The organism is Halalkalibacter urbisdiaboli (assembly GCF_002156385.1).
Classification (GTDB): domain Bacteria; phylum Bacillota; class Bacilli; order Bacillales; family Bacillaceae_D; genus Halalkalibacter_A; species Halalkalibacter_A urbisdiaboli.
Map to the genome: position 1 here is coordinate 831,924 of NZ_MVJM01000001.1, position 12,149 is coordinate 844,072.

The window sequence follows — 12,149 nt, forward strand, 5'->3', positions numbered from 1 at the left end:
ACCGTAGCAATGCAACCTTTTCACAACAAAGGAGGTGTCATTGTATCTTATTTTGCAAACGGTTGCATAAATTGTGAATGGAGGGATTTTGATGAGGAAGAATTTTAGGTTTATCATCAGCACGTTTTTAGTGATTTTATTAGTCTTTTCTTCAATCCCATATGTACCTAGCAGCGTTGTAGCTCATCATGACGGAACGAACGGGACAATGATGCAGTATTTCGAATGGTACCTACCTAATGATGGTGAGCATTGGAACCGTCTTCGAAACGATGCGACCAATTTAAGAAACAGTGGAATTACAGCGGTTTGGATTCCGCCAGCTTGGAAAGGTTCAACTCAAGGCGATGTTGGTTACGGTGCCTATGATCTTTATGATTTAGGTGAATTTAATCAAAAAGGAACAATAAGGACAAAATACGGAACAAAAAATCAGTTACACTCTGCCATTTCATCCCTTAAAAATAACGGAATTCAAGTATATGGCGATGTTGTGATGAACCATAAAGGCGGAGCCGACGGAACCGAATGGGTTAGAGCAGTTGAAGTAAATCCCTCTAATCGAAATCAAGAAATTACCGGTGATTATGATATTCAAGCTTGGACAAAATTTGATTTTCCTGGTCGCGGAAATACCTACTCTAGCTTTAAGTGGCGCTCGTATCATTTTGATGGTACAGACTGGGATGAATCTCGTAAACTTCAAAATCGGATTTATAAATTTAGAGGCACAGGAAAGAATTGGGATTGGGAAGTAGATACTGAAAATGGAAATTACGATTATTTAATGTATGCGGATATCGATATGGACCATCCTGATGTTGTAGACGAATTACAAAATTGGGGGGTATGGTATACAAACACACTTGGACTGGATGGGTTCAGAATTGATGCTGTAAAACATATTAAGTATAGCTTTACAAGAGATTGGATTAATCATGTTCGACAGGCAACAGGAAAGGACATGTTTGCCGTTGCTGAGTTTTGGAAAAACGACATCGGTGCTCTTGAAAATTACTTAAGCAAGACCGATTGGAATCACTCTGTTTTTGATGTGCCTTTACACTATAATCTGTATAGCGCATCAAAAAGTAGTGGAAATTACGATATGCGTAATATCTTTAACGGTACAGTCGTTCAACGTTATCCTTCACATGCTGTAACCTTTGTCGATAATCATGATTCCCAGCCCGAACAGGCTCTTGAATCCTTTGTAGAAGAATGGTTTAAACCATTAGCGTATGCATTAACGTTAACTCGCCAACATGGATATGGTTCTGTATTTTATGGTGACTATTATGGAATTCCAACTCATGATGTACCAGCGATGAAATCAAAAATAGACCCTATTTTAGAAGCCAGACAAAAATATGCTTATGGTACACAACACGACTACTTAGATCATCATGATATCATTGGTTGGACACGTGAAGGAAATAGCGCACATGCTAATTCAGGACTTGCGACGCTCCTCTCCGATGGACCTGGTGGAAATAAATGGATGTATGTTGGTAAACAGAAGGCTGGCCAAGTATGGAGTGACATTACAGGAAATGTTTCAGGTACAGTTACAATCAACAATGATGGTTGGGGAAATTTTTCTGTTAACGGTGGTTCCGTTTCAATTTGGGCAAAGAGATTAGAAACTTACGAAAACCCACGAGTCGTTGTGGGTTTTCTTTAGCTTTTATGTAATAGCTTCACTTCGAAACTCGAAAACGTCCCTTCTCCTCTCCCCCCCAATAAAAAATAAATTCATCCCCATCTGCAATGGGGCCTACACCTTCAGGAGTCCCAGTATAAATGAGGTCCCCCTCCCCTAAGCCAAAGACATCTAAACACTCATGAATAATCGCTTGAAAGTTAAACATCATATCCTGAATGTTTCCTTTTTGAACAGTAACACCATTTTTGGTTAACGAAAATGTTTGTTTTTTACAAGCCTCTTCCCCTGGAAAATCCCATAGTTTTGTCATAATTGCAGAGTTTTTAAAACCTTTTGCACGTAGCCATGGATGCCCTTTATCTTTTAAAGCGGTTTGTACATCACGTAGTGTTAAATCAAGTCCTAACGCCATTTTTCCTACGACGTCATCTACCCGATCCCCTCTGTTTACTTCGCGGTCTATATAGAGCACAATTTCTAATTCATGATGAATGTCACCTTGGCCATTAGGAAAACAAATGGTCTCTCCATCAGCATATGTAAGAGCATGAGTCGGCTTTGAAAATAAAATAGGTTCTTTCGGAATTTCATTTCCTAATTCGGACGCATGATTGGCATAATTTCGACCTATACAAAAAATATTCCCTACCTTTTCCATGTTTTTTCCTCCTTCATTTTTTACATTTACACTTTCCATCTTAGCTGAGCCGAACATTAATCGTCTAGAACTAATGTACGAAAAAAAAGAGGACACCCTTTTAAAAGTCTCCTCAATTCTTATCATTTCCTTTATCTCGCTGTAATACGCTCAAAAATATTTAACTCTTCTATACGTCTCATTGCTGTCCGTAACTCTACTTCACTCGTTAATAATCCTATTCGAACGTAACCCTCACCGTAGGTACCAAATCCAACCCCTGGAGCAACGACAACTCTTGCTTTTTCTAATAAAAGGTCTGCAAACGTCTCAGAGGTATAGCCCTTTGGAACAGGAAACCAAGCAAAGAAGGAGCCTTTTGGTGCTTGAACGTCCCAACCAATCTTATGAGCAGCATCTAGTAGCGCATTTCTTCTAGATTCATATGTGTTAACAAGCTCCTCTACACATGTCTGATCAGATAATAACGCATGCGCTGCTGCCTCCTGAATTCCACCAAACATACTGCAATAATAATGCTCTTGAATAAGCTCGATTGCTTGAACAACGCTAGGGTTCCCAACAACAAAACCGACTCTCCACCCCGCCATATTATATGTTTTTGATAAAGTAAACATCTCGACGCCAACTTCTTTCGCACCAGGAATCTCCATAAAACTGAGTGGCTTATCTCCGTCAAATCCTATTGCCCCATAAGCAAAATCATGAACAATGCAAATATCATGCTTTTCCCCTAACGAAATGGCTTCCTCAAATAATTCCCTTGTAGCAATGGCACCTGTTGGATTATTTGGATAGTTTAAAAACATTAATTTCGCTAAATTGAGAACTTCTTCATTTATTTCGGAAAAATCTGGGCGGAAATTATTTTCGACACGTAAGGGCATTTCATGCATTTTCCCTCCAGCCAAAGCGACACCAGACCAATAATCTGGATAACCCGGATCCGGAACAAGTGCTATGTCACCTTCATTTAAGTAACATTGACTTATTTCTACAAGTCCTGTTTTTGTTCCAGCAAGAACCGCTACCTCTGTATTTGGATCAATGTCTACGTTATATTCTCTTTTATAATAATCTGAAACTGCTTGCTTTAAAAAAGGATATCCATCAAATGGCGAGTATTTATGATAAAGTGGATTATCAGATGCTTCCTTCAACTTTTCAACAATATGTTCCGGTGTTGGTTGGTCCGGATTTCCTTGTCCTAAATTAATCACATCATCATGTTCTCTCTTTAAATCAACAACCTTCTTGACAAGATTTGCAAAAAACTGCTTCGGAAGTCGGTTTAATGCATCAGATTGCTTAAATGTTTTCATCCTACACCTCATTCACAAAAAGCCCCTTTTTCAAGAAAAGGAGGCTTTTTTTTCTCTAAATATTTACTTCCTTTTTTACTAGTTGGTCAGAAACATATGCTGAGAGTTTATAGAAAAACGTTATTCTTGTCAAGACTAGGACAATCAGCTTTGCTACTCTTTTTTAAGAAAGCCTTGGTTTTTGAGAAACTCCCCGACCTGCGGGCGTTTCGGCGTTGTAAAATGGTTAGCCATTTGAGAAGTCCACGTTTCTATACGCTTTCCTTTAGTACGTTTCCTATAATAGTCACTCATGACATCATCATATTCCCGCAACACTTGATTTAATTGAACCGTATTATATTGTTCATCATGAACAACCGCCTTTAGTGGAAGTCTAGGTTTCTGAGCTGGGTCCTGATCTGGGTAGCCGATACAAAGTCCCATGACTGGAAATGTATATTTCGGGAGGTTAAGAAGATTCGCTACTTTTTCTGGTTCATTACGTATCCCTCCAATCATTACTCCTCCCATACCGTTTGCCCTTGCAGCTAACAACATATTTTGAGCAACAAGTGCTGCATCCACTGCACCAACAAGAACCTGTTCAATTTCACCTACCTCAAATGGCTTATTAAGTAAGGTACTAACTTCGTGTAAACGATAAAAATCAGCACAAATAACAAAGAATACCGGACAACTTTCAACATAGCTTTGATTTCCAGCTAATGACGCCAAATTTCGTTTTTTTTCCTTCTCGTTTATAACTACAATGCTATATGCTTGAACATGGTGAGAGGACGGAGCCCACCTACCTGCCTCTACAATCATGTTAATTTGTTCATTAGAAACCTTTTCATTTGTAAATTTCCGTATCGAACGGTGACTTTGAATTAACTCAATCATTGTATTCATAGCAGTATCTCCCTTTCTATAAATGCTTCTACTTTTATTTTACCTAACTCTTTTTAGATTCAAAAGAATTTGGGTTGTTCATTTTAGTTTCGACTATTTTCAATTTTAGTAAATCGTTCTTGTGAAAAAAAAGACAATAAATTACAATGGCAAAGAAAGTAAACATTAAAAGGAGGAAACTATGACACATCGCCCTCAATCTATTTTAGAGCAAGAGAGAATAGACACACTCGATATGATGAGAGGCCTTGCATTACTCGGTATACTTCTCTCAAACAGTATGAATTTTCAATATGGTCTTTTTCTTATTCCGGATTTGCATAATTATTATCCGTTCGGTCTGCTCGATAAAATTGCCGAAAATTTCATTCTTATCTTTGCCAAAGCTAGCTTTTATACTTTATTCTCATTCTTATTCGGCTATGGAATGGCCTTCTTGAAACAACGGTTAGAGCAACAAACGCTTCCATTTTCACTACTTTATTGGCGTCGAATGTTTATCTTACTCATTGTTGGTTATCTTCATGGTCTATTTATTTGGGATGGAGATATTTTGTTTATGTACGCCCTTTCTTCGTTTCTTCTATTTTTCTTTTTGAAATTAAGTGAACGCGGATTACTTATCTGGTCCTTTTTATTCCTAATGCTTATGGCTTTATCGATTGCCACACCTGAAGAAGACGATTCTATGGATGATATAAATCAGTCTCTTACAACTTACTCTATCGAGGAGAAAGCTGTCCTCGCTACAGGTGCATATACAGATGTTATTTCATTCCGACTTCATGCGGATCCATTGGGGATGGGATGGATTGGAGACATTATAATTTTCGTGCCTTCTATGATTTCTGTTCTCGGAATGTTTCTTTTAGGTGCTTATGTCGCACGAAAAAAATGGTTAATAGAACCGACTAAACACCTTCCCATGTTTAAGCGGATTTGGTGGATTACACTTTGTGTAGGGTTTCCTAGTAAACTGGCATATGTTATTAATGATACAGACCAAATGGAAATGCTCCATTCCATGATCGGTGGACCGATGATTGCGATGTTTTACGCTACAAGTATTGTCCTTATAGCAACAACAGAAAAAGGGAAAAAGTGGCTAAAACCTTTAACTTACGTTGGAAGACTTTCTCTAACAAACTACCTACTGCAATCCATCGTGTTTACATCCTTATTTTACGGCTACGGCTTGGGACTTTTTGGTAGTATCGGTTATTTCTTCGGTGTCATAATAAGCTTACTTTTCTTCACATTACAAATTTTAGGAAGTAAGTGGTGGTTACACAACTACTACGTTGGCCCCTTCGAATGGTTTTGGAGAGCTGGGACATATTTAAGATTCCCTAAATTAAAACGCTAATATTTAGTATGAAAAAAGGAGAATGAAAAGGTTTATAACCTCTCATTCTCCTTTAATATTAACCATCTTTTTTCATCGTATCTATAAGCTGTTGAATAACTTCGTCTGCTTGATCATACGGTACTTGGCACGTACCAGCTGCCTCATGACCACCGCCACCATACTCTCTCATTAGGTGCCCTACATGTGTATTTGAAGTTTTATTAATAATGCTATGCCCGCAAGCTATTGCACAATTTTGGTTGCGAAAACCATCAACAATCCATAGGGAAATATTTTGCTCTGGGTAAAGAGCATATATTAGAAAACGGTTACCAGGATAAATCTCTTCTACGCCTCGTAAATCCGTTATAATAACATTTCCATCAATTCTTGAATGCTCCTTTAGCATGTCTTGAAACACTTTATTTAACTCAAAATAACGCTTTACGCGTTCTTGAACATCAGGATCCTCAAGAATTTCAATTCCGTTTTTCTCAGCACATAAATCTACAAGCTTTTCCATTAGTTGATAATTACTAATCGTGTAATCATGATACCGACCTAAACCTGTTCGCGCATCCATTATAAATGAGATTAAGTCCCATCCTTTTGGATACAAAATATCCTGTTTACTAAATCTTGCTGAATCGGCTTTATCTACACCTTCCATAATATCTTCTAGATGAGGTCCAAACTTCTCACGACCACCGAAATATTCATAGACGACTCGTGCAGCACTATCTGCCAATCGGACTTCGCCTTTAAAGGTAAATACCTCTTCTTCTGCTCGCTTTAGTTCACTCGCATGATGATCAAACCACATTCCGCAGCCTTCCACATAAGGAACATTCGTTAATATATCATTTTCAGTAATTTCTACTTTACCATCCTGCATATCTTTAGGATGAACAAATTTCATTTCATCAATTATATTTAACTGTTTTAATAGCATTGCCGTTACAAGACCATCAAAATCTGAACGAGTGACTAATCTCACAATACTTTCCCCCCTAGTAGATGCTAGTACTTCTTTATTTTATCACCTGATTAGTTTCAATGACAACCTGCCTTATTACGAAATGCAATCGATTTCATCTTTTTCTTCTGTTTTTCATCAAAAAAAAGAGTGTCTTATTCTAAGGAGCACTAAAAAAGACGGATTTTCGAGGGCACTGAAAAAGGGAAACCCACCCTTTTTCAGTGCCCTCTAATGTCTTTTATGCTAATGGAAAATTCAATGTTAACTTTCCTTTCATTTTTACAGACAGCTTAAAATATCCATGCAAAAATAACAACATCAAAGATGCATTTCTAAGGAGGGTTTATATGAATGACTCATCTTTACTTGAAGCACCTATAATTACGTTTTATTGACCATGACAGTTGTGAACGTATCTAACAAAGATTCAGACAAATCAAAAAACTTAATGTAAAACTAAGAAGGAAAGTAAAACATGTATTTTCTAGGAGGGTTTCAAATGACTGTAACAGATTTATTTAAGTTCAAAAATGATCGTATCAAGATGTTACATTTTGCATGGTTTGCATTTTTTGTTTCTTTCTTTGCTTGGTACAGTATGGCACCTTTAGCGACGACAATGATGGCTGACATGAATTGGCTCACACCACAGCATATTGCTGCTTTAGGTATCTGTAACGTTGTACTAACCATTCCTGCAAGGATCATTATTGGGTCATTATTAGATAAATATGGCCCTCGTGTTGTCTACTCTGCATTATTAATTTTAATGTCTGTTCCCGCAATTACCTTTGCATTTGGAGATACTTGGACACAATTAATGGTTTCGCGTTTAATCTTAGGTAGTATTGGCGCTAGCTTTGTCGTTGGGATTCGAATGGTTGCTGAATGGTTCCCTCCTAAGAGTGTCGGTTTTGCTGAAGGTGTTTATGGCGGTTGGGGGAATTTTGGTTCGGCGGCGGCGGCTATGCTACTACCATGGTTTGCTTTAACGATTTTAGGTGGCGACAATGGCTACCGTTATGCTCTTGCACTAACTGGTGTCGTTTGCTTCGTTTATGGAATTATCTTTTACATTTTCGTTAGAGATACACCTAAAGGGAAAGCATTAGTAAGACCGAAAAAGGCTTCAGCTTTAGAAATTAGTAGCTGGGGTGATTTAGTTCAACTAATTGCCTGGACGTTACCACTTGGTGGTGCACTTGCCGTAAGTGCATGGAGACTCGAAGGACTTGGGTTTATCTCTGATGAAGCACTTTATATTATTTGGACTGTTATTAGTTTAGTCGTAGTTTATCAAATTTATAATATTTTAAAAGTTAATGTCCCGCGTCTTAAAGCGGGTGTTCCTGAAGAAGACAAATATAAGTTTAAAAATGTAGGGGCTTTAAATAGTACGTATTTTGCAAACTTTGGTGCAGAATTAGCGATTGTATCAATGCTTCCTATGTTTTTCCAATTAACTTTCTCTTTAACTCCAGCTACAGCAGGGCTGATTGCTTCTTCTTTCGCTTTCGTCAACCTCGTCGCTCGTCCTTTAGGTGGGGTATTATCTGATAGAATGGGAAGCCGCCGCAAAGTCATGCTAGTCTATATGTTTGGAATTTCAGTTGGCTTAGTTTTAATGGGATTAATGAACTCTAGCTGGCCATTAATATTAGCTGTTGCTATTACAGTATTAACATCGATGTTTATCCAAGGGGCTGAGGGGGCAACATTCGCAGTTATCCCAATGATAAAGAAGCGTGTAACGGGACAAATTGCTGGGATGTCCGGAGCTTATGGAAATGTTGGTGCAACGATTTACCTTACACTATATACATTTGTGACACCACAACAATTTTTCTTCATCCTTGCTTCTGGTGCTTTCATTAGTTTTGTTATTTGCTACTTAACATTAGAAGAGCCACAAAACTCATTCAGCGAAGAATATTATTTAACTGATGCAGAAAAACAACAGCAAGCAGATGCAGATGCTGCTCTTCAACAAAGAAAAGCACTATAAATACAAATAAGGGTGCCCTCCCAAAAAGGCCCTGCTTTTGACCATTTGGAACACCCTGCAATGCTCAGAGTCGCTACATCTTTCAAAGTCATACGATGTGGGTTTCCATCGTATGACGCGTAGCGACTCGTGCCATTGCCTTGGACTTTGTTTTAAAGGAACTACTCTGCTAAAAATTAGAACTAGTAAATTTGTCTACCTTTTTCATCATCTATTCCTGATTTACGATAAAAATACGTATTGATTTTGTCACGCCACTCTTTGGCATGTTCACTTTGTTCTTCAAGTCTAGCCAGCACATCCTTATAGCGCGTTTCATCAACTTTCCCTTCTAACTGCTGCCAACGTTTTTTCAAACTTAACGCCTGCTCGACACCTTCAAAGTGCGTATCGTAAATATGCTGAATAACTGTCTTTCCCGATTTTAACTTATGAGTATAAGGAACATGGTGGAAAAAGAGGAGAAGCTCATCAGGACATGTCTCAACTGAGTTATACATCTTTGCATTCTCTGGAAAATATTGGTCTGTATAACCTGTTCCGGTCTCAACAGTTCGATCTACTCCAATTCCTTTCCAATCTGCAAAATGATACGTCCCCCAGGGGGAATACTCATAACCATCGACATCTGGGCCATAGTGGTGACCTGTGTTAACCATCCAACCAACCCCTAAAGGAGCTGTGTAATTTTCATAAATAGACCAAGAGTCAAGAAGCATTGAACTAATTTGCTCAACAACGAAATCGTCATGTCCAAATGTTAACCTTACCCATTCATTCGTGATCGTTTCAGAAGAAAGATCGGGATCCCAAATGAGTCGACCATAGCCAAACAAGTTTGCCTGCGCTAACGTATGTCCAGTCCAATTATCATTATTGCCGACATTTGAGACCGCTGTAATTCCACAATACTTATAACCAAACTCGGTACCATCAACAACTGATTTTACTGTTGAACCCATGCCTTTCGCATACGTATCAAAATCAAGAACTTCTTTCCATTGCGGAACTAAATAACAAAGATGTCTCTGTTGCCCAGTGTACTCTTGTGTTACTTGAAACTCTAATACTTGATTTGTTTTTGGCATCGCTCCAAATAAAGGTGAGACCGGCTCACGAACTTGAAAATCCATCGGACCATTTTTAATTTGTAAAATAACATTCTCGTTAAAATCTCCGTCTAATGGTTTAAAATGATCGTAGGCAGCTTTCGCTCGATCGGTCGTGCGGTCACGCCAATCCTGATGACAATCATAGACAAAGCACCTCCATAACACAATTCCCTTAAAAGGCTCCAATGCTTCTGCTAGCATATTCGCACCATCTGCATGATTTCGACCATACGTAAACGGACCAGGGCGGTTTTCAGAATCAGCTTTAACTAAGTAGCCACCGAAATCTGGAATATAATCATAAACTTCTTTCGTTTTCTCCTGCCACCATCTACGAACATTTGCGTCCAACGGATCTGCGGTTTCTAGACCGCCTATTTCAATTGTGCTAGCATAATTCACACTTAAAAACGTTGTAATTCCATAAGCTCTAAAAATATCAGCTATTTTGGCTACATCTGGAAGATACTCCGGCGTGATAAGTTTTGACTCAACTGCATGGACATTGACATTATTTATAGCGATACTATTCATTCCCACCGAAGAAAGTAAACGCGCATAATCCTTAACTCTATCTAAATTTGAAACGAATTGGTTGTTTTCAAAGAATATTGATTCCCCCGCATATCCCCGTTCAATACTACCATCCATGTTATCCCAATGATTAAGCATTCTTAATGAATTCTTAGGATTTTCAACAATGTTTAGATGCTCCAAGTTTTCTTCCATTTGAATTAAACGCAATAAATGAAATACTGCATATAGTACACCTTTATCCGATTTCCCTACGATAAGAAGGCTGTCCTTCTCTTCGGTTGTTTTAACGATATATCCATCATCTGTTAGTTCATTAAAAGTAGCTCGCTCAATTGCATGATGAACGTCCTCATAATGACTACAGGTAGCTAGAATCACCACCTGCTCTTGATTAGTAGCATCAACTAAGTTCTTATTTAGCATAGCTGCAACGCCACGTAACAATTCTTCTTTTGCAGTATGTAACAGCAAACTGTCGTCTAGAGTTACCACACCACGAAAAAATCGCTCATTTTTTTTTAACCAAGCTTCATTAACTACTTTACGGTAACGAAGCCAACCTTCGTATCCGTGTGCTTCTTTCGTTTTTATAACCATGGTGCGTTTCCCCCAATCTATTTCTGATTAAAGTTTACGATTTTCCAAAAGGAGCCCTTCGCATGGTGCTGTTCGTTAAAAACAAACGGCCAGTTTTTTCTTCCTCTTACCGGAAAATCATCTAACCATGTGTAATCATCGGCTACTCCCCAAAATGTGACACTTGAAATGACATCGCGGTATTCCCTAAACAGTTGAAAGATTTGTTCATAAAGCTGCTCTTGACGTTCTTTCATTTCCTCTGTTGGTTGAGTTAAATCTGTTCTTCGGTCCTCCCAATCATATACAGAAACGTCCATTTCAGTGATTTGAATTTGCAGCCCAAGAGAAGCATAACGCTCAATGGCTGCTCTTATCTCCTCTAGCGTAGGTCTTGATAGATTCCAATGAGCCTGCAAGCCAACACCATGAATTGGTATCTCTTTCTCGACCAGTGACTTAACTAAACGATAAATTTTCTCACGCTTTTCAGGGTGGCTTTCATTATAGTCGTTATAAAAAAGTGATACATTCGGGTCAACTTTGTGGGCAACTTCAAACGCTTTAGCAATAAAATCCTCGCCGATAATGTCTAACCATTTAGATGGTCGTAAAAATTCTGAAGCATCATCAGAGATTGCTTCATTTACAACATCCCAGCTATAAATCTGCTCTTTATACCGCTCCATTACTGTTGTAATGTGGTGCTCCATTCGCTGAAGAAGAAGCTCCCGACTTGCTGGGGCCCCTGCTTCATTTGTAAATACCCAATCTGGTGTTTGATTATGCCAAACAAGCGTATGACCACGCATTTTCATTCCATTTTGTTTTGCAAAAGCGGCGATTTCATCCGCTCTTTCGAATGTATATTGATGTTCAGTAGGATGAAGCAGTTCAAATTTCATTTCATTTTCGGCAGTAATACTATTAAAGTGCTTTGCTAGTAAACTCTTTTGAGAGTCAATTGTTACAGAATTAACGGCCGCTCCAATTTTAAAATAATCTTGATAGACTGAATGGAGAGATGGAACTGTTGGGGAATTTCCAATCAT

Annotated in this window: 9 protein-coding genes; 3 read left to right on the forward strand and 6 right to left on the reverse strand. The window is 38.4% G+C overall.

Annotated elements, in window-relative coordinates; all coding sequences use genetic code 11:
* The first annotated feature begins 91 nt into the window (after window positions 1-91).
* Window positions 92-1,684: an alpha-amylase gene (gene amyS, locus B1R93_RS04290; protein ID WP_088102724.1), complete on the forward strand. Its 1,593-nt coding sequence runs from the start codon at window positions 92-94 to the stop codon at window positions 1,682-1,684.
* Between the two features lie 16 nt (window positions 1,685-1,700).
* Here amyS and B1R93_RS04295 read toward each other — a convergent pair whose 3' ends face one another.
* From B1R93_RS04295 to nfsA, 3 genes are all read right to left on the reverse strand, one after another.
* The gene (locus tag B1R93_RS04295) at window positions 1,701-2,324 is read right to left on the reverse strand and encodes a fumarylacetoacetate hydrolase family protein (protein ID WP_088102725.1); all 624 of its coding nucleotides are present in this window, start codon (window positions 2,322-2,324) and stop codon (window positions 1,701-1,703) included.
* Window positions 2,325-2,455: 131 nt separating this feature from the next.
* Entirely contained in the window at window positions 2,456-3,646 is a 1,191-nt protein-coding gene (locus tag B1R93_RS04300; RefSeq protein ID WP_088102726.1) for a pyridoxal phosphate-dependent aminotransferase, read from the reverse strand.
* 153 nt (window positions 3,647-3,799) lie between these two features.
* Window positions 3,800-4,540 (reverse strand): oxygen-insensitive NADPH nitroreductase, encoded by a 741-nt coding sequence (gene nfsA / locus B1R93_RS04305; RefSeq protein ID WP_088102727.1) that lies wholly within the window; start codon window positions 4,538-4,540, stop codon window positions 3,800-3,802.
* Between the two features lie 181 nt (window positions 4,541-4,721).
* Here nfsA and B1R93_RS04310 point away from each other — a divergent pair, with 181 nt between their 5' ends.
* On the forward strand, window positions 4,722-5,906 hold the full coding sequence (locus B1R93_RS04310; protein ID WP_088102728.1) for a DUF418 domain-containing protein: 1,185 nt from the start codon (window positions 4,722-4,724) through the stop codon (window positions 5,904-5,906).
* A gap of 58 nt (window positions 5,907-5,964) precedes the next feature.
* Here the strand turns inward: B1R93_RS04310 and B1R93_RS04315 are convergent, their stop codons facing one another.
* Entirely contained in the window at window positions 5,965-6,885 is a 921-nt protein-coding gene (locus B1R93_RS04315; protein WP_165763724.1) for a DHH family phosphoesterase, read from the reverse strand.
* Window positions 6,886-7,366: 481 nt separating this feature from the next.
* Between B1R93_RS04315 and B1R93_RS04320 the strand changes: the two genes are divergently transcribed.
* The gene (locus tag B1R93_RS04320; RefSeq protein ID WP_088102730.1) at window positions 7,367-8,872 is read left to right on the forward strand and encodes a NarK family nitrate/nitrite MFS transporter; all 1,506 of its coding nucleotides are present in this window, start codon (window positions 7,367-7,369) and stop codon (window positions 8,870-8,872) included.
* 182 nt (window positions 8,873-9,054) lie between these two features.
* Here B1R93_RS04320 and B1R93_RS04325 read toward each other — a convergent pair whose 3' ends face one another.
* Together B1R93_RS04325 and B1R93_RS04330 are read right to left on the reverse strand one after the other, a co-directional pair.
* Window positions 9,055-11,118, reverse strand: coding sequence for an alpha-glucuronidase family glycosyl hydrolase (locus B1R93_RS04325; protein ID WP_088102731.1), 2,064 nt, complete (start codon window positions 11,116-11,118; stop codon window positions 9,055-9,057).
* Between the two features lie 17 nt (window positions 11,119-11,135).
* The gene (locus tag B1R93_RS04330; protein WP_088102732.1) at window positions 11,136-12,149 is read right to left on the reverse strand and encodes an endo-1,4-beta-xylanase; all 1,014 of its coding nucleotides are present in this window, start codon (window positions 12,147-12,149) and stop codon (window positions 11,136-11,138) included.

Bases quoted from the DNA above. Each gene is read 5' to 3' on its own strand.
- amyS (WP_088102724.1), top strand. From the start codon at position 92: ATGAGGAAGAATTTTAGGTTTATCATCAGCACGTTTTTAGTGATTTTA.
- B1R93_RS04295 (WP_088102725.1), bottom strand. From the start codon at position 2,324: ATGGAAAAGGTAGGGAATATTTTTTGTATAGGTCGAAATTATGCCAAT.
- B1R93_RS04300 (WP_088102726.1), bottom strand. From the start codon at position 3,646: ATGAAAACATTTAAGCAATCTGATGCATTAAACCGACTTCCGAAGCAG.
- nfsA (WP_088102727.1), bottom strand. From the start codon at position 4,540: ATGAATACAATGATTGAGTTAATTCAAAGTCACCGTTCGATACGGAAA.
- B1R93_RS04310 (WP_088102728.1), top strand. From the start codon at position 4,722: ATGACACATCGCCCTCAATCTATTTTAGAGCAAGAGAGAATAGACACA.
- B1R93_RS04320 (WP_088102730.1), top strand. From the start codon at position 7,367: ATGACTGTAACAGATTTATTTAAGTTCAAAAATGATCGTATCAAGATG.
- B1R93_RS04325 (WP_088102731.1), bottom strand. From the start codon at position 11,118: ATGGTTATAAAAACGAAAGAAGCACACGGATACGAAGGTTGGCTTCGT.
- B1R93_RS04330 (WP_088102732.1), bottom strand. From the start codon at position 12,149: ATGATTGGAAATTCCCCAACAGTTCCATCTCTCCATTCAGTCTATCAA.